A 23,264-nucleotide genomic window follows, 5' to 3' on the forward strand; every position below is an offset into this window, starting at 1 on the left:
GATCAATGTGTTTTTATTATAATTTGACCTTTCTTGACTTTCAACAATTTTGATGATGGTAATTTTTACATTTTTATAGTTAGTCTTTTTAAAAGCTCGTCATGGTTTGTCTTAGTTCACATATATTGAAAGGGAGGAGGGGAATGCTTTGAAGACAAACTGGGGAGCTGCCTTTCAAATCGCTGCTGTTTATGTTGGCACGGTCGTTGGTGCCGGCTTTGCGACCGGGAGGGAGATCGTCGAATTTTTTTCCCGCTTTGGCATATTTGGGTTGATTGGAATATTCATGAGCGGTTATATGCTTATTTACATGGGCTCCAAGCTGATGAGAATTGCTGCCTTAATTGGAGCCCATTCATATGAAGAAATGAATGAACATCTATTTGGGAAGTTTTTTGGAAAAATGATCAATCTGGTCATGCTGGTAATGCTTCTTGGGGTATGTGCTGTCATGCTTTCTGGGGCAGGGGCTGTCTTTGAAGAACAACTCGGACTGACGAAGTCACTTGGAGTATTTATAACCATCGCTCTTTCGCTTGTTGTCATGTTCGTCGGCTTGAAGGGAGTATTTGCAGTAAATACCTTTGTTGTACCAATGATGATTATATTCAGTCTAATCCTATTCTTCCTGTCAATAAAATTGCCAGGTTTTATTGAACAAGTGGTTTATATGCCATATGCAGAAGATGGCTGGAAATCTGTTGTGGCTCCATTTTCATATACAGCATTGAATCTTGCGCTTGCTCAAGCGGTGCTTGTCCCAGTAGCAGCGGAAATTAAGGACGATAATACCGTGAAGTGGGGCGGAATTATTGGAGGGATCGCACTGACATTAATTCTCCTTTCAAGCCATTTGACCTTGATCATGCTGCCAGGGTTCGAAACCTTTGAAATCCCGATGGCAGTGATCATGAAGCAGCTGGCTTCTGGTCTTTACTGGATTTTTGTATTGATCGTTTATGGAGAAATTTTCACGTCAGTAATTGGCAACATCTTCGGTCTAGAAAGGCAGATCCAAAAATACATCAAGCTTCCTAGTATGCTTGTCGTATCATTATTGTTTCTGATTTGCTATTTCATAAGCCTTATCCATTATGGAACACTGCTTTCGATTCTATATCCCGTTTTTGGTTATATCAGCTTGATTTTTATTATTCTGCTTTGGATGAAACCACTGAATAAAAAAAGTTAAACACAAATTGTTAATATATGGTAGAATTCAATTATAAACAAAAGCTTGTAAAGGTGTGAATGGCATGAAATATAAAGATTTGATAATGTCTGTTCTGCTTAATGCTTTTTTAGGTTATCTTTGGATTCTTTTTATCGATCACATAGTTGTAGTTGCAAATTCTCTCGATAACTTTGTTTTTGGGGTTTTGATCATAATTGGGGGTACGACACTTTTTTGGGAAATTGTTAAAAGGGTAACTCCATTGAATGAATACCAAAACAGGCATCCTGTAAAAATTGCTGGATTTGTTTCCTTTGGGATTGTAATCACAGTTAATTTATTTGTTTTCAATTTAATTTAATCGACTTTTAAACTTGACAAGTTGATTTTTTTTTTTGAAACTTAGAAGTCGCAAAAAAAACTATATAATATCAAAAACCAAGCAAAATAAAAAAGAAGGGAGGTCCCTTCTTTTTTATTTGTTCTCTTTAAGGATGGTTTTGCCCATTTCCAAAAAGGCATTCCTATGATCAGCATTATCCTTCGTAAATAATGTCAATTTTATTGGCTGTTGCTCATTCTTTATCAGATAGGATGTTACAGTCTCTGACCCGCTTTTTGTTTCCATTGCCCATGCATTTTCAAAAAAAGTATCATCAGGAATTTCGGCTTCTTTCACATCTGGCCCTACAGCTGTTAGCTGGGCTTTTGTGTTTTCTTCCATTAGAGCCCAATCGATATCTGCAGGAAGCAATTCAATCCTCATAAAGACGCTGTCGTCGTCCTTCCAGAAAAGAACATCTTTATTTGGTTCTTCTCCAGTAAGCTCATATTCAGGTAAAACATACATAGAATAGTTTTGATTGTCATTGTATTTTAAGAAGGCTGTTTCTTCTTTCTGTTCACCATTGACTTTATAAGATAAGTTTTGTTCAAGGATTCTAATTACGCCATCATCACCTTTATCTTCCGATTGCTTCTGTTCTGATGTTTCTTGTCCGTTAGCTTGCTCTTTTTCAGTATTGTCAGGTGCGGTAACTGTCTTAGCTGGCGTCTTTTCAGCAGACTGCTCAGCAGAACCGCAGCCAGCAATGAATAGTGCAGATAAGCTGATTACTGCAAAAGGTTTTACTAATTTGTTCATATTTTTGCCCCCTGTTTTCTCTTTTGGTGTTAACTATTCTTTTAGACGCAATTGATATAAATAAGTTACAACCACTATACCCTAAAAAAAAGATAACATGTACAAGATGTCCGAACAATAAAAAAATGACCCATTTAGGCCATTCAAACCTGCGGGGTCATTTTTATCGAAGCGGAAGAAATACAAATAATAATAAATCAAAAACAACATGAGAGACAATAACTAAAGGAAGGCTTCGCTTCCAGGCATATAAGATGCTCCAGGCTAATCCAGCAATAATTGCAGCAAGCACAAGGATTAATTCTCCTGAATATAGGTGAACAGAGGCATACAGGATTACGGAAAGTCCGATGCTCATTTTCATGCCATAATGTTGATTAAGGCGCTTTTGGATAAATCCTCTCCAAAAAAATTCTTCTCCAGGAGCAATGATTAAAATGAGCACAAGATAATGCCAGATTATTTCTGGTGAAAATCTGCTGTATAGTCGGGAAATTTGCGTGGTTAATGGGATGTTAAGAATATCGATAATTGAGCTACCCAGCCAGAAGAGTACAAAAAGGCCAAGTCCAGATGCAATTCCTATGGAAAAATAGGATAAAGCCGAAGCCTGATCTTCAATTTCTTCATGTTTGATCGAGTAACTGATTAACACTAGCATGGATGCTGTGAATATATACCAGAATACTGTCTTATCCTCGAAGGTAAAGAATAATAGTAGATGTGCGATCAATATACCTAAAATCAATCTGCGATCCGCCATCCATTTGTTCATTAAAACTAACCCCTTTCCAGAAACAAAACTTATTGTATCAAAAATTTGCTTAAAGTTGTAAGGAAAAGATTTCATCTATTTGGGGAATGGTAAGACAGAAGTAAATTTTATTTTGGAGGTTTTATTATGTCAGAATCAAAACATGAACAAGAACGTAAATGGACTGTCCGCAAGCAAGATCAGCACCCGCATGGGAAAGTAAAATCATTTAAGGAATTGGCTGGAAAGGAAGAGAAAAAATAATCCAATAAGAAAAAGCAGCCCAGGCTGCTTTTTCTTGATTTTCCATATATACATATATTAATAGGCTGTTTCCTTAATAATCTTATAATTTTTATGATTGATTACAGTTCTCTGGTCTAATTCCAAATCGCGGAAGTTGTTCATATAAGTTAAATCGACAATGACGGAGTTCTCATTGACTTTCTCAACAACCCCTTGTAATCCTTCTTTGAATTCGATTACATTTCCCACTTCTGCTTTCTTCAATAACCTCGCTCCTTCGTTATCTTTCGAATTACTAACATTTTGCACTAAATTTACAAAGGCGTAAAGGAAAATTCGTTATAAATTTGAAATGTTCACGAAATTTTCATTTTATAAAAGTTAGAAAATTCAATTTATATATTTGTTATTATATAAGAAATTTCAGATTCCATCTACAAGAAAATTTGTGGTTCCTTCAAATTCTTATAAAATAGAACTAGTTAATGTGGCAAAACGCAATAAACAACATGGATTCTACTCTTTCATTCCCAACATTAAAAATTCAAAAACATCAAGTTTCATTTACATTTAGAAACGGGTGATCGCTTGTTGCATTATTATAGCAAGAAGATAAAATAGTTGTTAGTTTATATAATTAGGGAGTGTAAATCTATGGATAAAGAACAAGCAGTAAGAATGCTTGACAGCCTAAAAAATAAAGAAGTGGATGAAATATTTGTGTCTAAACAAGATTTCATGATTTTTCGGGAAGTGATCGTTAACAGGGAGGATTTTAAGCATTACAGGGGAATCGCCCAAAGAGGTGGGGATGTCAAATATCAATATATGGACGAGCCTAGGAGTTAATATTTCTTATCATCAAAAAGTAACGTTAAATAAGCGTTTCTCAGACTGTAGACAAACTCGATGAAAATCGAGCTTGTTTACAGTTTTTTAGTTTGGAGGAGAAACGTGTAACTTTCCGTTCCAGGCGCTTCGCTTTCCGCGGGCCCTGCGCTGTGCCTCCTCGACACCGGTGGCGACTGCGGCGTGTTCTGTGACCTGTATCTTTGTCGACAGCTGAGAAAAAACTTTATTAGCGTTTCTTTTTGTGTGCTAGGCATTTTTTTACACACCTTCATGCCAGTTCATCGACTGTTTTTTTACATAAGTTGTTCTCGGATCACTTCTCATAACAACTCAATGCCAGTTTTTTGTATTGAGTTGTTCTCGCACCTCTTCTCATAACAACTTGATGCCGGTTTTTCGTATGGAGTTGTTCTCGGACCTTTTCTCATAACAACTCGACGCCAGTTTTTCCTATTGTTAACTAGAACGGAAATTAACAGCCAACATTAACAAGGCTTTGTGAAAATTAGATTGGATAAAAATGGGTATGAGTTTTCTTTTATTACAGCAGATGTTAGAATTTTAAAAAAAGAGAAATTTTCTGAGAACTTAGGGGGAGTCAAGGTGGAATGGTCAACTAAACTTGAAGAATTAAAAAGAGAACTAAGTAAAAATGTCATCGGCCGTGATTTTGAAGTTGAAATGATGGTAATTGCACTTTTAAATAATGGTCATATTTTAATGGAAAGCGTTCCGGGGACTGGGAAAACATTGCTTGCTAAAACCTTTTCGAAAGCTATCAGCGGAGATTTTTCAAGGATTCAATTTACGCCGGATGTGCTGCCAAGCGATATAACCGGGATTCAATTTTTCAACCCGAAGCTTCAAGAGTTTGAATTGAAGCCCGGTCCTATTGTTACTAATATTCTTTTAGCCGATGAAATTAACCGTGCAACACCTCGGACGCAGTCCAGCTTGCTTGAGGCGATGGAAGAACACCAGGTGACGATTGATGGACATACGATTCAGCTGAACACACCATTCCTAGTAATCGCTACACAAAATCCAGTCGAATCTCAGCAGGGAACTTTTCAACTTCCAGTAGCGCAAATGGACCGTTTTTTTATTAAACTTTCACTTGGTTATCCTGAATTGAATGAAGAAAGAGAGATGATCCGCAAGCATAGATTTGGTTCCTCAAAAGAAGAACTAAATCCTGTATTGAGTAAAGAAGATATTATTCAGCTGAAGAGAGAGCTTGAAAATGTGCAGCTTTCTGAAGTTGTTGAGCAATACTTGCTGAAAATCACAAGGGAAACTAGAAATCATTCTTCCATAGAATTAGGGATCAGTCCTCGTGGAACTCTCGCTTTAGTGAAAGCTGCTCAGGGGAGAGCACTTGTGAAGGGCAGGAGCTATGTAATTCCGAATGATGTGAAGGAAATGGCCCCTTTCGTTTTAGGACACAGAATCTATTTATCAGCTGAGGCATCTTTGACTTCGACTCCTGAAAAAGTGGTTCAGGATCTTTTAGAATCTATTCCGCTTCCGGTGGAAGTTGAGGTTTGAGACTATGCAATGGAAAAAAGTAATCATTGAGGATCGTTTTTTATCCATTCTAGCTTTTCTCGGCGTTCTACTGGTCATTGCCAGCTTTTACTTTAATTCATGGCTGATTTTCGGGGCTGGGCTGCTGATAATTTTAATAACAGCTGCTAACTCATATTATTTAAATCACATTGGCGAGGGTCTTGTCTTTGAAAACAAGCGTGAAAGAAACCGTTTTTTCATAGGCGATAACGGAGAATGGTCGCTTCATTTTGCTAACCATGGACTGCCAATCATGAAGGCAAGGCTGACGGTTTATTTTGACAGTGCAGTAATACCAGTTTCAGGAGAATTCCATATTCATCAATCAAAGGTTGATGTAGGAATGCCCGTATCAATGAGTCGCAAGGAACAAATAGTGATTAAAATTCCATTTAAAGCAGATAGGCGCGGAATGTCAAAAATCAGGAGATTGGAACTCCATATCCCACACTTTTTTGGATTTGGGGACACGATCCTGGAATTTAAAGATGTCATCAATAGGGAGGCCCTTGTATTCCCAAGGCCAATTTCTGTCAGGAACATAGATAAACATAAATCATTTAGACCAGGTACCAGCACATCGTTATTTTCTGTATTTGAAGATAATATGGGTCCAGTTGGAACAAGAGACTATCTTCCGACTGATAGTTTTAACAGGATTAACTGGAAAGCAAGTGCAAGGAGAATGACATTGCAGACAAAGGAATTTGAGCGAATAACCGAAGCTGGTGCTGTTTTGTTTGTTAATGTAGTGGATGGCTTTTCTGTAACCGTCATGCTGGAATTCCTTATGAGCAGCATAACTGAAATGGCTTATTTCTTCCATAAGGCTAACATTCCATTTTCTCTTTGTATGAATATCAGATCGGCAGGTGCCACTCCTTTTACTTATATTCCATTAGGTTCAGGTAAGGATCATTTGCAAAAACTGCTTGATATTTTGGCGATTGCAGACCATCATTCTCCTACAATTCCCTATGACAAGATGCTGTTCTTTTACAAAAGGCATTTTCCTGTCGCACCAACGATGATTCATACAGGAATTCGAACAGAAGGTGCAGATATTTACTTTAAGGATTTCGGCAGGGATGGGATTCAGCTTTTAGAGCTGCAAAGGCATGTGGCGGTTGAAGAGGAAGCCTTTTTAGGACCGCTCCAATTAATGATGAAGGAGGTGGCGATGAAATGAATAAAAAAGTCTTGAACATATTTTTTCGTTTTTATATGGAATGGACCTTCGCCACCTTAATCATTTTGATGCTTCACATATTATCTAGACAGCAAATGCCTTTGTTATCCACCATGGCCATCCCAGGAATTGCTTCCTTACTATTTGCCATTCTTTTAGAGAGGAAAAGAAATCAGGCTAAAGCATTATATTTTCTGTTGATTATGCCGGCACTTTATCTGACAGGATTATGGGTTGGGATTCCGATTTTTTACATATCCATAATGGCATTGTTCATTTTTTGGCGAACGCTGAATTATCACCAGGATGTAACGAGTAACTCCGAAAGTGTTTGGCTGGTGCTGACATTTCTCATCGGTTTGTTCCTTTCACCGCTTGCGCACTTTTATGATGGTGCTTATCTGAGACAAATTGCGTTTCTCTTGGCCTTTCAATTGATGTTTATTATTGCAGGGCAATTTTTTATAAAATGGTTGGATATCGAACTTGTCTCAAAAAGAAAGTTTGCAGGTGACTTTTCAAAATTGCTAGGACTTGGTCTTTTGATATTGTTGATTCTTACATTTGGAAGGAACTTCATTAAGAGTATTTTCTTCTTTATCCTGCAAGGGATTGGCTGGATTTTTTCTATTCTCCTTTATCCCTTATTTGCATGGGTAGAAAACCCGATCCTTAAAGAACGAGCTGGCCGTCTATTATCCTCCAGGCAGCCGCCGGCAAAAGAGTACGAATCCCCGTTTGCAAATGCAAAGGAGCTAATTAATCCTGATCTTTGGGGACCAATACTCTTTTCTGCTATCGGGGTGCTGATTTTCTTTTATCTTTACAAAAAAACAAGCTTATTCACTAAAGAGCAGGAGGTTGGCGTATCACCTAGCGGTTATGTAACATCGAGCTCACTTGATGATTCCATGTACAGTGACCCCTTCTATAAAAATCGTACAGGAATGCCTGTTAACCAGATCCGTAAGGAAATATACCACCTCGAGAAGTATGCTCAGAAAAAGGATTTGGCCAGGTTAAACCATGAAGCGATCAACGAATGGCTGCAGCGGTTGGGTATTGATTATGATGAACGGACGGTTCAAACGTATCAGCAGGTCAGGTACGGAGCATCTGCAGAAAATGAAGTCGAGGAATGGTTTAAGGAAGAAATCAAAAGGATAAAAAAACAGTTAACAATCCTGGAAAAAGAGAGAAAAGATACAAGTAAGTCAGGAATTAAAAGTTCCCTAAAAAAAGTATTTAAAAGATAGGATTACTTGCCTTAATCTTCCCAAAAGGAGGGTTTGTGATTAAAAAACAGTTGGTCAATTCTAAGTTAACATTGGGAAGACGAATGATTTTTAGGGAAAAATGCAATGGATAAAATCATTTGTCACAATTTCGCTAAAATGAAAACGTTTTAATGAAAAAAATGCTTAAAACCTTGAAAAAACCAATGTTTTTTCATTGTCTAACACTTTTCAAAATGCTATTCTTTTGTGTGGGATGCCAGTTACAGTTTCCGTGGAAACGATTGGAAATAATATATGGTGTGAAAGAACATTACTAATGGGTAAAATACAATTATCATTTTAGCTAGGCCGGAAATTTTGACCTTTCGCTGAATTGAACCATTTAGTTTGGAAGGCATCATGTATGGTCATCTTAATCATTTAATATAAAAGGAGAATGATCTAGTATGGTACAAAAACAATTCAAGGTTGTTGCTGAAACAGGAATTCATGCTCGTCCTGCTACAATGTTGGTTCAGGCTGCAAGCAAATTCGATTCAGAAATCCACTTAGAATATAAAGAAAAAAAGGTTAACCTTAAGTCAATCATGGGTGTAATGTCATTAGGAATCGGCCAGGGAGCAGATATTGCGATCATCGCTGAGGGTAGCGACGAGCAAGATGCTCTTAACACACTAGAAGAAACTTTAAAAAGAGAAGGATTAGCTGAATAATGGGCTTTCTTCAGGGAATTGCCGCTTCAAATGGCATTGCGATCGCCAAAGCCTATAAGCTGGTAGAACCGGATTTTTCTTTTGAAAAAAAGACAATCGAAGCACCTGCTGATGAAGTGGCCCGTTTTCAAGCTGCCCTTCAAACTGCAAAAGCTGAGCTTGCGCAAATCCGTGACCACGCAGGTACTGAATTAGGTGCCGACAAGGCTGCAATATTTGATGCACATCTTCTAGTTTTAAGCGACCCAGAATTGATTTCACCCATCGAAGATAAAATCAATACCGAAAATGTAAATGCTGAACATGCATTGAAAGAAACAGCTGACATGTTTATCAGTATGTTTGAGTCTATGGACAATGAATACATGAAAGAACGTGCAGCGGACATCAGAGATGTGACCAAACGTGTAATGGCCCATTTATTAGGCGTTCAGATTCCTAATCCAAGCATGATTGCTGAAGAAGTAGTCATTGTAGCGGAGGATTTGACACCATCTGATACTGCACAGCTGAACCGCCAATTCGTAAAAGGTTTCACGACAAATATTGGCGGACGTACCTCCCATTCTGCAATCATGGCTCGTTCCATGGAAATTCCTGCAGTCGTTGGCACAAAATCTGCAATTGAAGAAATCAACAATGGTGACATGGTCGTTGTTGATGGATTAAAGGGTGAAGTACATTTTAACCCTACACCAGAAGTGCTGGAAGCCTATAAAAAGATTCAGGTAGACTTCGAAAAGCAAAAAGCTGAGTGGGCTAAGCTTGTAAATGAAAAAACAGTTACAGCTGAAGGACACCATGTTGAGCTTGCTGCTAATATCGGAACACCTAAAGATTTAAAGGGTGTTATTGAGAATGGCGGTGAAGGAGTAGGTCTATACCGTACTGAGTTCCTTTATATGGATAGGGACCAGCTTCCAACCGAAGAGGAACAGTTTACTGCTTATAAAGCGGTTCTTGAAGGAATGGAAGGAAAGCCAGTTGTCGTCAGAACGCTTGATATCGGCGGCGATAAGGAACTTCCTTACTTGAACTTGCCTAAAGAAATGAACCCATTCCTTGGTTTTAGGGCGATTCGTCTTTGCCTTGAAGAGCAGGACATTTTCAGAACGCAGCTTCGTGCCCTTTTACGTGCCAGCGTATATGGCAATTTAAAAATCATGTTCCCTATGATTGCAACATTGGTAGAATTCAGGGAAGCAAAAGCAATGCTTGAAGAAGAAAAAGCAAAATTAGTAAACGAAGGGATCCAGGTTGCTGGGCATATCGAGCTGGGAATCATGGTGGAAATTCCTTCAACTGCAGTTCTTGCAGACCAGTTTGCTAAAGAAGTTGATTTCTTCAGTATTGGAACAAACGATCTGATTCAATACACAATGGCTGCAGATAGGATGAACCAGCAGGTTTCTTACCTGTACCAGCCGTACAATCCATCGATTCTTCGCCTTGTCAAAATGGTCATCGATGCTGCTCATAAAGAGGGAAAATGGGCTGGCATGTGCGGTGAAATGGCTGGAGACGAAACCGCGATTCCAATTTTGCTTGGTTTAGGACTGGATGAGTTCTCTATGAGCGCTTCATCTATTCTGAAGGCACGTTCACTCATCAGGCAATTAAATAAAGCTGATATGGAAAAACTGGCTTCTGAGGTACTTAACATGAGTACAACCGAAGAAGTAGTAGAAGCGGTAAACGAGGCTTTAGGTTTGTAACATAATTGTAATATAAAAAATGTTTTACCCTATAGATGGCGGGTATATATGAGTAAGCACTTTGGTTAGACTGAAAGTAAGCTAATCATTCTCATTTTCCCCCAGATTTGGCCGGCTGTTCATTCAGCCGGCATTTTTTTGCGTACAGGGAAAGGTGAAAACATCTAATCACATGTTTGGAAAAGAGGCATTGAAACAATCGAGGGATTGAAAAGAACTCGAACGATGTTCCTAAAGGTGATTGGAACAATGGAAGGGTAGGAACATTCACATCTGATGTTACAATAAGGGTCATTGGAACAACGGAAGGGCAGAAACAACCTCACTCGATGTTCTAATAAGGGTCATTGGAACAATGGAAGAGCAGAAACCACCTCACTCGATGTTCCAATAAGGGTGATTGGAACAACGAAAGAGCAGAAACCACCTCACTCGATGTTCCAATAAGGATCATTGGAACAATGGAAGAGCAGAAACCACCTCACTCGATGTTCCAATAAGGGTCATTGGAACATCGGAAGGGCAGAAACAACCTCACTCGATGTTCCAATAAGGGTCATTGGAACAATGGAAGGGCAGAAACCACCTCACTCGATGTTCCAATATGGGTCATTGGAACAATATACGAGGCGAAAAGGAACATTCCTATTCTATAAGATTCTCCTTAAAGAGTAGCAACAATGGTCTGTATTCAAACTAAGCGTCTAAAAACCCCAATCTTTTAGAAAACAGCCTATTATTTAAACGGATTTCTCCATTCCATCAGCATTCCGTAATTTAAGGATTCATCATCTTCGAGATAATTGGCTACTGGTTTTACTGGAGTACGTCCGCAGCGGAGCAAAAAGGAAACGACTGGATCTTTGAAATCTCCTGATAAAACCTTATTCATATACTCTTCAATCGATAATTCCTCCGAATAAAGATGATATCCAGGCATCCTTCCCCCGCCGAGCAACCTATCCAAACCTAATTGAACTACAGTTTCATACATCGACTGAAGCATCCATTTTCCTAAGCCGAGCCTTCTGTAGTCGGGGCTGATGCAAATATCAACTATATACAAAGTATTGCCATCTCTGTCATGGTTTCGGATGTATCCGTGATCTGTTATATCAGCCCAAGAATGCTCCAGATCATTATCTTTTAGTTTTACAATTAACCCTGTAATCGAGCCGGCTATCTTTCCATCTATTTCAACGCAAAGCGCTCCTTCGGGAAAAAAAGTTATATGGTTTTTTAGCTGCTCTTTATTCCATAAAAGTTCCTCAGGAAAAGGAGGGGGGAAAGCCTCCCGCTGAACTCGAATTAACTCATCAAAGTCATTTTCATTGTAATTTCTTATTACAGCTTTCACTGGCTTCGTTTGGTCGAAAACATATAACTCTTTATTAAACATGATTGCACCTCGATTTATGACTTTAGCTTGAGTTTAAAAAAAACAATAAAGCACGTCAATTTTCAGTTATTCGTTTATTCCTTGAGTTTATGATATCCCAGAATCAAAATATGAACTGTTAAAAATGAAATTACTAGAAAATTCTTATATAATGAATTTAATACATACAAGGGGGAATACATATGGAACTTCAGCTTACCGGCAAGACGGCTGTTATCGCTGCCTCTAGCCAGGGACTTGGCAAGGCGATTGCGGAAGGACTTTTGAGGGAAGGTGCAAATGTTGTTGTCTCAGGAAGAGAAGAGGGGAAATTAAAAGATGTAGTCGCTGAATTACAGCAGATTGGCATCGGAAAAGTCGTTTTTCGAAGGACAGACATCACGAACCAAGAGGATATTAAGCAATTAATTCAAACGGCCGTAGACCAGTTTGGCGGTGTCGATATACTGGTCAACAATGCTGGAGGTCCTCCCGCAGGCTCCTTTGAAACAATAACCGACGAGCAATGGCAAACTGCATTTGAACTGAATTTGCTGTCCTATATCAGGCTGATTCGTGAAGCACTGCCGTTTTTAAAAGAACAGGGAGGCAAAATTATTAACATAGCCTCCTCTTCAATCAAGGAACCAATTCCAGGGCTCTTGCTTTCAAATACTTTCAGGACAGGTATTGTTGGCCTGACAAAGACCCTTGCTCAGGAACTTGCTCAATATGGTATCTTAATCAATACGGTAGCACCTGGCCGGATTGCTACAGACCGTGTTAGACACTTGGATGAGGTTAATGCTGAGAAAATGCAAATTTCTCGTGAAGAAGTCGAAGAAAGAGTGAAGGGCACCATACCTTTAGGGCGATACGGAAAACCGGAGGAGTTCGCGAAGGTGGTAGTTTTCCTTGCATCTGATGCTAATTCGTATATGACTGGCAGCTCATTCCTTGTTGATGGCGGTATGGTAAAATCAATTTAATAAATAGGTTTGAACTATCTCGAAATGGGTATAAAACTATTGCGCATAAAATTGTAGATCGTTCTGGAAGGCCGGAGAAATTTTTCTTCGGCCTTTTTATATATCGGTTATTGTTTTCATATTGGTAGTTCAAGAATAACTTCAATGCCAAAAGATGACCTGTAATGATAAAATAAACTTAATTATTAAGGAAAGAAGGTATACATATGTTATCCAAGGAAGATACTGTGATTGGTTTTATTGGCACAGGTGTAATGGGAAAAAGTATGGCTGGCCATTTATTGAATGCAGGTTATCAAGTCACAGTGTATACGAGAACAAAGGAGAAGGCTGATAAGCTGTTGGAAAATGGGGCAGTCTGGTCTGATTCTCCAGGTGATATCGCGAAGAAATCCGATGTTATTTTTACAATAGTAGGCTATCCCGCAGATGTTGAAGAAATTTACTTGGGTGAAGATGGCTTGATTCCAAATGGGAAACCTGGAACGTACTTGATTGATATGACGACTTCGACTCCGTCACTTGCAAAGGAGATTTATCAGCAGGCTAAGAAAAAAGGGATGCATGCCCTTGATGCTCCAGTTTCTGGCGGTGATGTCGGTGCTAAAGAAGCCAGACTCGCAATCATGGTTGGCGGGGACAGTGAAGCTTTTTTGGAAATTGAACCATTGTTGAATATTCTGGGCACAAACATTGTTCACCAGGGCGAAGCTGGGGCTGGACAGCATACAAAAATGAGCAACCAAATCGCCATTGCCTCAAATATGATCGGTGTATGTGAAGCAATCATCTATGCTGAAAAAGCAGGTCTGGATCCCGAAACGGTATTAAAAAGCATTTCTACGGGGGCAGCAGGAAGCTGGTCACTTTCAAATCTGGCACCTCGTATGATCAATGGAAACTTTGAACCGGGCTTTTATATCAAGCATTTTATCAAGGATATGAAAATCGCTCTCGACGAGGCAAAACGAATGGATATGGAAGTACCGGGTTTGTCACTTGCAATATCACTCTATGAACAGCTTGCCGGAAAAGGTGAAGAAAACAGCGGCACCCAGGCTCTTTATAAGTATTGGAAACAATAAGTAATCCATTTAATATTTTCAAGTCATAGCATCCCCTTTAGGTAAAATACTAAAACAAAAGGAGGGGATTGATATGGCAAAAAGAACGAAGAAGAATGATCCGCAGCAAAAAAATAAAAAGGGTTTCGATTCTGCAGTAATTGATTCGGAATTTTCGCATGAGATCGGAAGTGCTGCAACGAACAAAATCCATAAGGATAAAGCAAAAAAAGAAAAAGCTCCGAAAAACAACGGACAATACAAAGGGTGAAGGAAAAGCCGTTCCATTGGGGAACGGCTTTTCTCGATTAGGCTATTGGTGACTCATTTCGTTAGGTTCTCAAGTTTTTGGTCATCACTGAGGTCTATTGGTGACCTATTTTGTGAGGTTCTCAAGTTTTTGGTCATCAATGAAGTCTATCGGTGACCTATTTTGTGAGGTACTCAAAATTTTGGTCATCAATAAAGGCTATTGGCAACCACATTGTTTTACCTGTTCAGATACTTCTCAAGACGGTCTAATCCTTCTTTAAGCGTATCCATTGAGTAAGCGTAGGATATCCGGAAATATCCCTCACCAAGCTCAGAGAAGGCACTTCCGGGAACAACAGCAAGCTTAACCTTTTCCACAAGCTCCATGCAAAAATCAAAAGAAGGTATGTTTTCAAGAGGGATTTTTACAAAAAAGTAAAATGCTCCTTCAGGCTTGATCACCTCAAGGCTCATAGATGTCAGGCGGTTGTAAACATAATTCCGCCTTAAAGCATACTCCTTCTTCATAGGCTCAGCGTCATTAATTCCATTCGTCAAAGCTTCCAATGCAGCCATTTGCGAAATGGAGGTGGCACAGGTCACATTGTATTGATGAACTTTTAAAATATGCTTTGCTACATATTCAGGAGCAAAAAGCATTCCAATTCTCCAGCCTGTCATGGAGTGTGACTTAGATAGCCCGTTGATCACAATCGTTTTATCCTTGATAAATTGGGCTATTGAAACATGCTTTTGCTCATAAACAAGCTCGCTATATATTTCATCCGCGAGAATGAAGATATCTTTATCTTTAACGAGCTGTGCAATCTCTTTAAGCTCTGTCTCGTTTAGACTTACGCCAGTTGGATTTGATGGGTATGGAAGAACAATACATCTCGTTTTTTCGGTAATCAGGCTTTCGATCAATTCAGCAGTCATACGGAATTGTGTTTTCCTAATATCTGCATAAACGGGAATCGCTCCGCACAACTTGATGATAGGCTCGTATCCAACATAAACCGGTGCCGGAAGTATCACTTCACAGCCTTCCTCAAGGATGGTCCTGAAAGTTATATCTATGGCCTCGCTGGCACCTGCTGTAATAATCGTCTCGTGTTCGGCTGAATATTCCACGCTATACTTTTGTTGGTAAAAATTAGCCGCTGCCTGCCTTAGGGGAAGGAAACCAGCGTTATGTGTGTATGTAGTGAAATTATTATCAATCGCTTTTTTACCAGCTTCTTTTACGTGATCTGGTGTAGGAAAGTCCGGCTGGCCAATGGTTAACTGAACCATATCTTTAACATCTGCAACCAGGTTGAAAAACTTCCTGATGCCTGAAATCTCGATCTCTTTTACCCTTTTGTTTATTAAATGCTCCACGACTATCATCCCTCCGAAAGAATATCCCTATTTTAACATGTTAAAGCGAAAAGGTGTAAACATGATAAAAAGGTTATTTGGCCTCTTTGGAGAATATTATTATGAATAGCAAGGAGGGGGAGAGAAAAATGAATGTAGAACAAATGAAACAGCATTATAGAGATTTTGACCAATGGGCAGGTTCATTAAAGGAATTACAAGATGGCGAATGGCACAAGCCTATTAGCGAAGGAAAGTGGTCCGTTGCTGCGGTCGTAGCACACCTATTGCTCTGGGATCAATATTCCCTTGCAGAGCGATTTCCGTTCTTTAAAGAAGGGGCTGAACTACCGTCATATCCGGATTTCCAAAATGTAAACGACCGTGCCCGGGAGTATGCAGAGATGGTTTCTAAAGAGCAAGTCCTTGATGAACTGCTTGAAACACGCAGAGGCTATCATGAACTGCTTGAGCAAACAAATAGGGAGAAGCTTGCTGTTTCCTTCAAAATATCCACACATTCATTGACGGTAGAGGAGTATATTACGGATTTCATTCAGCATGATCTGCACCATCAAAAGCAAGTGGACGAGGCGCTCGGCAGATCACTTGTAAAATAACGTGTAACTGCTGGCAAACCGATTATCGGTTTGCTTTTTTATTTGGAACGAATGTGCTGATAAAAACATTTTTTATGTTTGCAGCCAGGAATACTTTCAATCTAAACAGTTCTGATTGGACAGCCGATAATAAGAATAATGAAAGGTATTATAAAATAGTTTTACTTTAAAATTGGAAGGACGATTGAAATGAACGATAGCAGTATTTTATTAGAGGCCGGTACGAATGAACTTGAAATCGTAGAGTTCAGTATCGGTGAAAATAAGTTTGCCATAAATGTGATGAAAGTAAAAGAAATTCTAAATCCTGTTCCAGTTGTTGCCATTCCGCATGCTCACCCATTTGTGGAGGGAATAATGGAGTTGCGTGGAGAAGTGCTGCCTGTAGTTGATGTGGCTGCTGCACTAGGTCTGCCTAGTTCACCTCAGAACCACCTTGATAAATTTGTTGTTGCAGAATTTAATCAGCAGAAGACCGTTTTCCATGTGCATAGCGTAACCCAGATACATCGCATTTCCTGGGGACAGATTGAAAAACCGTCGGAAATATATCAGGGTGCTGAAAGCCAAGTAATTGGTGTTATAAAGCTGGGAGGGCAAATGATTTTGTTCCTGGACTTTGAAAGAATCCTGCTGGAAATAAATCCTGATTCAGGTATTAAAATGAGTGAAGTCAAAAAATTGGGTCCCAGGGAACGATCCAATAAAAGAATTGTGATTGCGGAAGATTCAGCCATGCTGCGCAAAATGCTTCATGACACATTATCTGAAGCAGGCTATCAGTATCTGGAGTTTTTTGAAAATGGAAAGGATGCAATTGCCTATCTTGAACATTTAGCAGAAAATATTCACGACTTCAGAGATGCAGTGCAACTGGTGATCACAGATATTGAAATGCCTCAGATGGATGGGCATCACCTAACTAAAAGAATTAAAGAGCATTCAGTTCTATCAAAACTTCCTGTCATCATCTTTTCCTCTTTAATCACAAATGAACTGAAGCATAAAGGAACTGTCGTTGGTGCCGATGCACAAATTAGCAAACCTGACATTGGTGATCTTGTCCTGAAAATTGATGAGCTGGTTTTGTAAAATCCACCTTTTCTCTAATAATTCAGCATGGCATTAAAAAAAGGCACCGTTAAACAGGGCTGTTGATTTCCGTTTCAGGCGCTTCGCTTTCCGCGGGGGCTCACCTGTCCAGCTGCACCTGGAGGAATCTTCGCGCCTTCAACTACAATCAACAGGGGAATTAAAATCAACATTCAGCTTTAATAGAGCCAAAAAAAGAAAGCTGGTTTGTTCAGCTTTCTTTAAGGATAGCGTTCTCCAAGTTTCTTGAAAACTGGTTTTGCATACTGTCTCGTTTTGCCTGTGCTTACAGGTTCCTGAGTTTCCTTTAAACCAGTATATGTCGCAAGTAATTTTTTTGCGTTGTTTAATGAAATGGAGGCTTTTGGGTTTCTGACTGATTGATCAAGCTTTCCTAAATGGGGAAGCATTTCAAAATCAAGTTTGGTTGGCGGAATATGAAAGGTGTAATCACCGCAAACGACGAGCACATCTGATTGCTGCTGGCTATTCCTTGGGTTGTTGGAAAAATGAAGGCCCGTTTTTTTAGCCTTCCCCTCTTTAAGCATCTTTTTAATTGCATCATGTTTTAGCTGATATAAATATTTTGGGTTTGGTGCAGTCTTGGCATGACGATTCACAGTGAAGATTGCTTGTGAGAGGTTCTCAATCGTTGGACGGAGTTGGGGAATTTTGTTTCTTTCATTATTCAATGGATAGGCTCCTTTCATTTTTTTAGGCTCTCTTTACAATATAATTTTATTATACCCTTTATTTGTTTAATTGAGAAATGAAAGCCCATCCATATATGCAATTCACATAATGCAGTGATAGCAAATTATCTGATTATCATTACTCTCGTTCCATTTGGAACCTGCCTGGCTACCTCTAAAACATCTCTGTTTTGCATTCTGATACATCCTTTGGAGACTTCCTTGCCGATTGATGAGGGATTGTTTGTGCCGTGAATCCCATATCCTCGTTTGGAGAGCGAAAGCCACATGACGCCATATGGTCCTCCAGGATTTGATTCTCTATTTACAATGACAAATTCGCCAACGGGGGTTTGTGTCAGCATTTTTCCAATTCCCACAGGATATGTTTTTACTATCTGACCAGATCGATATAATGTCAGTCTTCTGTTCTTTAATGAAACAGTAATATAGTATGGAATCGAATATGGATCAGGCAGCCCAGGAATGATGATTCGTTGTCCAGGGTAAATAAGAGCTGGATTTGTTATTGAGGGGTTTGCTGAAAGAATCTGCATAAGGGTGCGCCGGTAATTTGAGGCAATGATGGCTAGTGTCTCACCTGGTTTTACTATATGTTGCATAGAATCTCCTCCTATAAACTCAGCTTATGCCGGGTGTATGAAGGAGTTACATCTGTTTCAAATTCTGAATATGGTGTGAAAATGTCTGTTTTTGGCGAATAATTTTTAATATTTAAAAATTTTTGTCGTTTTTCCTTATTTTTAAAGTTAAAATAGGAATATAACACTATTTCAGAAACAAGCAGCAGGTACTTTTGTACTTCTGGAATGAGGATGGTTAAATGAATCAGACTAAGCAAGCACGATTAACATATAAAAAGAATAATCCTACCTCAAAAAAAATAGAAACAATGATTTCAGACATCATTTTTAAGCATGTAAAAGATCTTGTTTTTATTATGGAGGTTGAAGAAGAGGAGCATTTCCGTTACATATTTGCAAATGAAAACGGTATGTATCATGCCGGGATGAATCCAGAAGACATAGGTAAGAGGATGGAGGAAGTATTACCCTTTCATCGAGCCTACCCAATGAAAAAGCATTATCAGAAGGCAGTTGAGACAGGGAAAGAAGTTGTTTTCTATGATGAAGTAAGTCTTGACCAAGGGCGGCAGGTCCTGGGTGAAACCTTGCTTACTCCAATTTATGGAGAAAACAGCTATATTGAATTTGTCGTTGCTGTGACACGGGATTTCACTGAAACCTTTATAGAAAAGCAACGAATGATAGAAAGTGAACAAAGGTATCGTTCACTGATCGATCATAACTTGGATGCTGTTTTATCAATAGACCTGAAAGGGAAAATCCTCGACGTAAACCCGGCTGCACAAACTCTTACAGGCTATACTGTTAAACAGTTGAAAAACAAAAAGATTTTTAGTCTGATATGCGAAACAGATGTACCAATCTTTAGCAGCATCATAGAAGAGACCCAGCTAGGAAATGCAATGGAATCAATTGATTGCCGTATCATGCATCGGAAGGGACAGCATTTAACGATTCATCTTAAAACCATTCCGATAGTTATTGATTCGGAAATAAAAGGAATGTATGTCATTCTCCGTGACCTTTCGGATCAGGCAAAAAGTACAGAACTAATTAAATACATGGCATTCCATGATCAGCTGACTGGCTTGCGCAATAGACGTGCACTTCTTGATCAGCTTGATGATATGGTTAACAAGAAAAAAAGAACAAATGATGAATTTGCCCTTCTCTTTATCGATATAGATAGATTTAAATTTTTGAATGACACGCTTGGCCATATTGTCGGTGACCAAATATTGAAGCAAGTGGCTGACAGGTTACTTGAAATTCAAAAAGAGTATTGTACAGTATACCGCCAGGGCGGGGATGAATTTATGATTGTTCTGGAGAATACAGGCAGACAGGCAGCGGGGGAATTTGCCCAAAAAGTATTATGCCGCTTCATGGATTCATTTTATTTTAATTCACAAGAATACTATATTACACCAAGCATTGGCATCAGCCTATATCCAAATGACGGCAGAGAATCAGAAACTTTAATAAAAAATGCAGATGAAGCCTTATACAGTGTGAAAGAAAAAGGGAAAGCACACTATCAATTTTACCGTGCGGACATGCAAGCTACAGGCATTAATGTCATTGCGCTAGAAGCCCATTTGCGAAAGGCGATTGAACGTGATGAATTGGAATTATATTTTCAGCCGCAAATTAACTTGTTTACGAATGAAATAAAAAGTTTTGAGGCATTGCTGCGCTGGAATAGCAAGGAGTTGGGTTTCATTTCTCCGGCTGAATTTATCCCGCTTGCTGAAGATACAGGATTGATTATCCCGATAGGCAATTGGGTAATCGATAGGGCGTGCAGGCAGATTAACGAGTGGATTGAAAAAGCAGGAAGGCCTATTAGGATTGCTGTTAATATCTCTCCCAAGCAATTCTTGCAGCTTGATCTAATCAGAATCATCAAGAATGCAATCGATCAATATAAAATACAGCCATCCCTGCTTGAGATAGAAATTACTGAAGGGGCAATGCAGGATACAAAGGAAACCATTCCAATTTTAAGGAAATTAAAGGAATTGGGGATTACCATTGCAGTAGATGATTTTGGTACAGGTTATTCGTCGTTAAGCTATTTAAAACAGTTTCCAATTGATGTTTTAAAAATTGACCAAAGCTTTGTCAGAGATATTAAATATAATGAAAAAGATGCGGCAATCATCACGACAATCATCCATTTAGGCAAAAGCCTAGGAATGGAAATCGTGGCAGAAGGCGTCGAAGAACAAAGCCAGGTAGATTTTCTTATAGCCGCCGATTGTGAAAAGGCGCAGGGATTTTATTTTGCCAAGCCGTTAAAAGCCCAAGATGCAGAGGAAAAATTTATCTTAAAACATGAAGCAAGCAGCTAATTTATTAGCTGCTTGTTTTTTCATGATATAGGGTGAAAAGAGCCAGTTCTGGCTGGGACAAGAATCGGAAAGGCAGTCTAGTTGTTCCGAGTCCGCGATTTACATATAGCCTCAATGGACTTATATCCCCAATAGTATAAAAGCCTTCAATGTATTTCTCCGCGAAAGGCGGCGTGACTAATGGACCGTAAAATGGGATTTGAATTTGTCCTCCATGGCTGTGCCCGCTAAGCTGCAATTGAATGGGATATCTGACTGCTTCATCTGCTTTATCTGGCGCATGAGATAAGAGGATGGTGTAAGAATTTTGTGGTATTTCTCCCATAGCGGCTGCGAGATCAGGCTTGCCAAGCATGGCATCGTCAATCCCGGCAACCATGATCGTGCTTCCATCAAGGAGTTTAATAGCGGCAGATGTATTTAACAAAAGGTGAAATCCAGATCCTTCCATGATTTGTTTATATAAATCCGACCCGTAACCTCCATGATCATGGTTCCCATAAACTGCAAACTTCCCTAACGGCGCATTCAGCTTGCTTAGGATGGAAATGATCGTATTTTTTTTCGTGAAATGGCGTGGATCATCGAGTAAATCACCAGTAAAAAAAATGATGTCCGGTGTAAAATTATTTATTTTTGTGATTAATTCCTCAAGTTGTTCCATCGTATACTGGAAACCAATATGTGTGTCGCTGAATTGAATGATTTTGACCCCGTCGAATCCGGCGGGCAAATGAACATTTTTAATCTTGTGTCTTGTGATGTCAAGTATGCGTGGTTCCACTTCACGCGCATAGAAGTAGCCCCCTGTGCCGGAAGCGGCTACAGCGAGGAAACTTCGAAATGCCCTCTTTATAAACGTCCTCCGAGTCACTTTTTCAGACATGCATTTTTACCAGCCCATCTCCAAATTTTCTCTATTATACTAGCAAACAACCAGATAAAAATGAAGTGCCATTTTAGGGAATATCGATTTTAAGCCTGATATATGTGGGTTTTTAAATTCTTCGAGAAGGGAAGAGAAAGGAAAGTAAATAAGTCAGTCCATAGAGAAATACAAAAGACGCTTAATGTTAACAGAGGTGAAGGACTATATGAAGGATTACGATTTGCGCATGGAGATGATATTTATCCCAGCTAAAAATGGTTATATAAAAGTATTTATATACGGTTTTTCAAATTTAGGCACATGGGGAAATGCAGTCGCGGAATTCAACGGACTATCTGTATCGGCAAAAGGTTTCAATAAAAAAAGAACGATTATCCGATCCATTGCCAAGCTGCATGAATCATTGGTAAGAAAAGGAAGGAAAAATGATTGAAATTGGCAATCTGGTAAATTTTTAAAAAATAGCGAAGACTAGGCTGGAAAATTATCCAGCCTTATCACTCAAAATCATTTATAACTAACGGCTCTGGATTGCATGGCTTTCCAGGTCCTAATAAACCGTTGTTTATTTACAGATACCTGTTTCCTGCCAGATAAAGGGTCATTTAAATAGACAGAATTGTCGGTATACCCTACCAGGACGACTGCATGCAAGTCGAGTGGAGTTTTTATGACTTCATTGCCATGTGTCCATGATTCCCATCGATCTGGCATCCTATAATCACCTGTAGTCCATATAACTACAGGATATCCCTCAGAAACATGTTTAAGAACCTCGTCAAAATTTTTGCCAGTCAAATTAACTGCCCGGCCTGGAAGGTAACGATTAATCAAATCCACCATTGGCTTGTCAAAAACAGCATAGCCTGCATGTCTTCCAGTCATGTCTCCTACAAAACCTTCAGCCGGATTGCCCCAGCTTAAAATATCCCCACTTGAAGATCTTTTTAAAGGGTCAGGATCTTTCTTTGTTTCCCTGAATAATTTCATCTTATTTGTGTCTGCTCCAGCATATTTAAGCATCATCGCCAGGCTGGTTACTTCACAGCCGTACTTCAATTCAGGATTTTGCCTAATTAAGGGAACGTTCATCAACTTTTTATCTTTAAATCGAGGCTGAGTTTTTATATCTTGCTTTTCGTTGATATCTTTTATTATTTTTTGGGTCTCCAGTTTTTGATTTGGCTTGGGACTATCTGTAATAACAATTGGAGCTTCGGTATTAAGCGTCTGCACATCATTTCCGGCGGGCGAGCCGTGGCTGCATCCAAGCAATGGAAGAAGAATGCCAATGAAATGCCATGCTTTCATGTCATCATCCTTCCATAAGCTCTACTGTTAGTTTGGGTTTATCAAGAGCTTTTATAACA

The 23,264-nt window shown here is 39.2% G+C and carries 25 protein-coding genes; 16 read left to right on the plus strand and 9 right to left on the minus strand.

Going from position 1 to position 23,264, the window contains the following annotated elements; all coding sequences use genetic code 11:
* Positions 1 to 148: 148 nt before the first annotated feature.
* Together AABM38_RS07675 and AABM38_RS07680 are read left to right on the plus strand one after the other, a co-directional pair.
* Positions 149 to 1,192, plus strand: coding sequence for a hypothetical protein (locus AABM38_RS07675; RefSeq protein WP_423409858.1), 1,044 nt, complete (start codon positions 149 to 151; stop codon positions 1,190 to 1,192).
* Positions 1,193 to 1,256: 64 nt separating this feature from the next.
* Positions 1,257 to 1,535, plus strand: coding sequence for a hypothetical protein (locus AABM38_RS07680; RefSeq protein ID WP_423409859.1), 279 nt, complete (start codon positions 1,257 to 1,259; stop codon positions 1,533 to 1,535).
* 114 nt (positions 1,536 to 1,649) lie between these two features.
* On the opposite strand, the gene AABM38_RS07685 is transcribed toward AABM38_RS07680, so the two are convergent.
* Entirely contained in the window at positions 1,650 to 2,318 is a 669-nt protein-coding gene (locus AABM38_RS07685) for a hypothetical protein (protein ID WP_423409860.1), read from the minus strand.
* A gap of 163 nt (positions 2,319 to 2,481) precedes the next feature.
* Entirely contained in the window at positions 2,482 to 3,093 is a 612-nt protein-coding gene (locus tag AABM38_RS07690; RefSeq protein ID WP_423409861.1) for a lysostaphin resistance A-like protein, read from the minus strand.
* Between the two features lie 126 nt (positions 3,094 to 3,219).
* Here AABM38_RS07690 and AABM38_RS07695 point away from each other — a divergent pair, with 126 nt between their 5' ends.
* Entirely contained in the window at positions 3,220 to 3,336 is a 117-nt protein-coding gene (locus tag AABM38_RS07695; protein ID WP_423409862.1) for a DUF6254 family protein, read from the plus strand.
* A gap of 57 nt (positions 3,337 to 3,393) precedes the next feature.
* On the opposite strand, the gene AABM38_RS07700 is transcribed toward AABM38_RS07695, so the two are convergent.
* On the minus strand, positions 3,394 to 3,582 hold the full coding sequence (locus AABM38_RS07700; protein ID WP_207498658.1) for a DUF2187 family protein: 189 nt from the start codon (positions 3,580 to 3,582) through the stop codon (positions 3,394 to 3,396).
* Positions 3,583 to 3,972: 390 nt separating this feature from the next.
* Between AABM38_RS07700 and AABM38_RS07705 the strand changes: the two genes are divergently transcribed.
* The 6 genes from AABM38_RS07705 (at position 3,973) to ptsP (ending at position 10,594) form a co-directional block, all read left to right on the plus strand.
* The gene (locus tag AABM38_RS07705; RefSeq protein WP_423409863.1) at positions 3,973 to 4,167 is read left to right on the plus strand and encodes a hypothetical protein; all 195 of its coding nucleotides are present in this window, start codon (positions 3,973 to 3,975) and stop codon (positions 4,165 to 4,167) included.
* Positions 4,168 to 4,773: 606 nt separating this feature from the next.
* Positions 4,774 to 5,718, plus strand: coding sequence for an AAA family ATPase (locus AABM38_RS07710; RefSeq protein WP_423409864.1), 945 nt, complete (start codon positions 4,774 to 4,776; stop codon positions 5,716 to 5,718).
* A 4-nt stretch (positions 5,719 to 5,722) separates the two neighbouring features.
* The gene (locus AABM38_RS07715; protein WP_423409865.1) at positions 5,723 to 6,928 is read left to right on the plus strand and encodes a DUF58 domain-containing protein; all 1,206 of its coding nucleotides are present in this window, start codon (positions 5,723 to 5,725) and stop codon (positions 6,926 to 6,928) included.
* Complete coding sequence (locus tag AABM38_RS07720; RefSeq protein ID WP_423409866.1) at positions 6,925 to 8,184, plus strand: hypothetical protein; 1,260 nt, start codon at positions 6,925 to 6,927, stop codon at positions 8,182 to 8,184. The genes AABM38_RS07715 and AABM38_RS07720 overlap by 4 nt, the downstream gene beginning before the upstream one ends.
* Positions 8,185 to 8,612: 428 nt before the next feature.
* Positions 8,613 to 8,879: a phosphocarrier protein HPr gene (locus AABM38_RS07725; RefSeq protein WP_144474695.1), complete on the plus strand. Its 267-nt coding sequence runs from the start codon at positions 8,613 to 8,615 to the stop codon at positions 8,877 to 8,879.
* A complete protein-coding gene (gene ptsP, locus AABM38_RS07730) occupies positions 8,879 to 10,594 on the plus strand; it encodes a phosphoenolpyruvate--protein phosphotransferase (protein WP_423409867.1) in 1,716 nt (571 codons plus the stop codon). The genes AABM38_RS07725 and ptsP overlap by 1 nt, the downstream gene beginning before the upstream one ends.
* A gap of 736 nt (positions 10,595 to 11,330) precedes the next feature.
* On the opposite strand, the gene AABM38_RS07735 is transcribed toward ptsP, so the two are convergent.
* Complete coding sequence (locus AABM38_RS07735; RefSeq protein WP_423409868.1) at positions 11,331 to 11,993, minus strand: GNAT family N-acetyltransferase; 663 nt, start codon at positions 11,991 to 11,993, stop codon at positions 11,331 to 11,333.
* Between the two features lie 182 nt (positions 11,994 to 12,175).
* Here AABM38_RS07735 and AABM38_RS07740 point away from each other — a divergent pair, with 182 nt between their 5' ends.
* The 3 genes from AABM38_RS07740 to AABM38_RS07750 all read left to right on the plus strand — a co-directional run bounded on the left by AABM38_RS07740 (position 12,176) and on the right by AABM38_RS07750 (position 14,296).
* Positions 12,176 to 12,961, plus strand: a complete 786-nt coding sequence (locus AABM38_RS07740) for an SDR family oxidoreductase (protein ID WP_423409869.1) — start codon at positions 12,176 to 12,178, stop codon at positions 12,959 to 12,961.
* Positions 12,962 to 13,167: 206 nt separating this feature from the next.
* Positions 13,168 to 14,046, plus strand: a complete 879-nt coding sequence (locus tag AABM38_RS07745; protein WP_423409870.1) for an NAD(P)-dependent oxidoreductase — start codon at positions 13,168 to 13,170, stop codon at positions 14,044 to 14,046.
* A 73-nt stretch (positions 14,047 to 14,119) separates the two neighbouring features.
* Complete coding sequence (locus tag AABM38_RS07750) at positions 14,120 to 14,296, plus strand: hypothetical protein (RefSeq protein WP_335378971.1); 177 nt, start codon at positions 14,120 to 14,122, stop codon at positions 14,294 to 14,296.
* Positions 14,297 to 14,514: 218 nt separating this feature from the next.
* Here the strand turns inward: AABM38_RS07750 and AABM38_RS07755 are convergent, their stop codons facing one another.
* Positions 14,515 to 15,660 (minus strand): aminotransferase A, encoded by a 1,146-nt coding sequence (locus AABM38_RS07755; RefSeq protein ID WP_423409871.1) that lies wholly within the window; start codon positions 15,658 to 15,660, stop codon positions 14,515 to 14,517.
* Positions 15,661 to 15,788: 128 nt separating this feature from the next.
* On the opposite strand from AABM38_RS07755, the gene AABM38_RS07760 reads away from it, so the two are divergent.
* Complete coding sequence (locus AABM38_RS07760; RefSeq protein ID WP_423409872.1) at positions 15,789 to 16,259, plus strand: DinB family protein; 471 nt, start codon at positions 15,789 to 15,791, stop codon at positions 16,257 to 16,259.
* Positions 16,260 to 16,448: 189 nt separating this feature from the next.
* Positions 16,449 to 17,351, plus strand: a complete 903-nt coding sequence (locus tag AABM38_RS07765; RefSeq protein WP_423409873.1) for a chemotaxis protein — start codon at positions 16,449 to 16,451, stop codon at positions 17,349 to 17,351.
* 221 nt (positions 17,352 to 17,572) lie between these two features.
* Here AABM38_RS07765 and AABM38_RS07770 read toward each other — a convergent pair whose 3' ends face one another.
* On the minus strand, positions 17,573 to 18,061 hold the full coding sequence (locus tag AABM38_RS07770) for a YkyB family protein (RefSeq protein ID WP_423409874.1): 489 nt from the start codon (positions 18,059 to 18,061) through the stop codon (positions 17,573 to 17,575).
* Positions 18,062 to 18,168: 107 nt separating this feature from the next.
* Positions 18,169 to 18,666: a L,D-transpeptidase family protein gene (locus AABM38_RS07775; protein ID WP_423409875.1), complete on the minus strand. Its 498-nt coding sequence runs from the start codon at positions 18,664 to 18,666 to the stop codon at positions 18,169 to 18,171.
* A 221-nt stretch (positions 18,667 to 18,887) separates the two neighbouring features.
* On the opposite strand from AABM38_RS07775, the gene AABM38_RS07780 reads away from it, so the two are divergent.
* Positions 18,888 to 21,005 carry an EAL domain-containing protein gene (locus AABM38_RS07780; protein ID WP_423409876.1) on the plus strand — a complete coding sequence of 706 codons (2,118 nt, stop codon included), beginning with the start codon at positions 18,888 to 18,890 and terminating at the stop codon, positions 21,003 to 21,005.
* 4 nt (positions 21,006 to 21,009) lie between these two features.
* Here the strand turns inward: AABM38_RS07780 and AABM38_RS07785 are convergent, their stop codons facing one another.
* Positions 21,010 to 21,891 carry a metallophosphoesterase gene (locus AABM38_RS07785; protein WP_423409877.1) on the minus strand — a complete coding sequence of 294 codons (882 nt, stop codon included), beginning with the start codon at positions 21,889 to 21,891 and terminating at the stop codon, positions 21,010 to 21,012.
* A gap of 208 nt (positions 21,892 to 22,099) precedes the next feature.
* Here AABM38_RS07785 and AABM38_RS07790 point away from each other — a divergent pair, with 208 nt between their 5' ends.
* Positions 22,100 to 22,327, plus strand: a complete 228-nt coding sequence (locus tag AABM38_RS07790; protein ID WP_423409878.1) for a hypothetical protein — start codon at positions 22,100 to 22,102, stop codon at positions 22,325 to 22,327.
* A 74-nt stretch (positions 22,328 to 22,401) separates the two neighbouring features.
* On the opposite strand, the gene AABM38_RS07795 is transcribed toward AABM38_RS07790, so the two are convergent.
* A complete protein-coding gene (locus AABM38_RS07795) occupies positions 22,402 to 23,205 on the minus strand; it encodes a C39 family peptidase (RefSeq protein ID WP_423409879.1) in 804 nt (267 codons plus the stop codon).
* Positions 23,206 to 23,264: the final 59 nt, after the last annotated feature.

It is taken from the genome of Heyndrickxia sp. MSNUG (genome assembly GCF_049532715.1).
In the GTDB taxonomy this organism is placed as follows: domain Bacteria; phylum Bacillota; class Bacilli; order Bacillales; family Cytobacillaceae; genus Mesobacillus.